The sequence below is a fragment of the Brevibacterium sp. SIMBA_078 genome (genome assembly GCF_046534565.1).
Lineage (GTDB): Bacteria > Actinomycetota > Actinomycetes > Actinomycetales > Brevibacteriaceae > Brevibacterium.
On sequence record NZ_JAWRYQ010000073.1, the window covers coordinates 1 to 355 of the forward strand.

The 355-nt window shown below is 47.9% G+C and carries 1 protein-coding gene; it reads right to left on the bottom strand.

Annotated elements, in window-relative coordinates:
- Positions 1-92: 92 nt before the first annotated feature.
- A partial coding sequence (locus tag SB749_RS18920) for a hypothetical protein (RefSeq protein ID WP_410711658.1) occupies positions 93-355 on the bottom strand: 263 nt, incomplete at its 5' end.

Consider the following 355-nt stretch of genomic DNA (forward strand, 5'->3'; position numbering starts at 1 on the left):
GCAAAGAACTCGGGCCGTAATTGTGTGGTGCTCGATGTTTAACATAAAAAAAGCCCTCCGGTGGAGGGCTGTGTAAGTCACACTAAAAGCTTTTAGTAGTAGTTCCAGCCCAGGATATTCCAGTAATAGTAGTACACTGCCATATAAGCCCCGGCTAAAATGACGACGCCGTAGTAAATGTGGCTTGGCGTAGAGGCTTCGCCCGCTTTAATGCGCTTAACGTAGGTGTAAATACTAAACAGCGTCAGCAGCACGGCGATAATAGGCAGTACCAGAGCCGCTTTTAGTATGAACGGAATGCCGCTATACAGAGCGTCCTGATAGCCCAGTACTATGCCAACCAACAAGACAACAG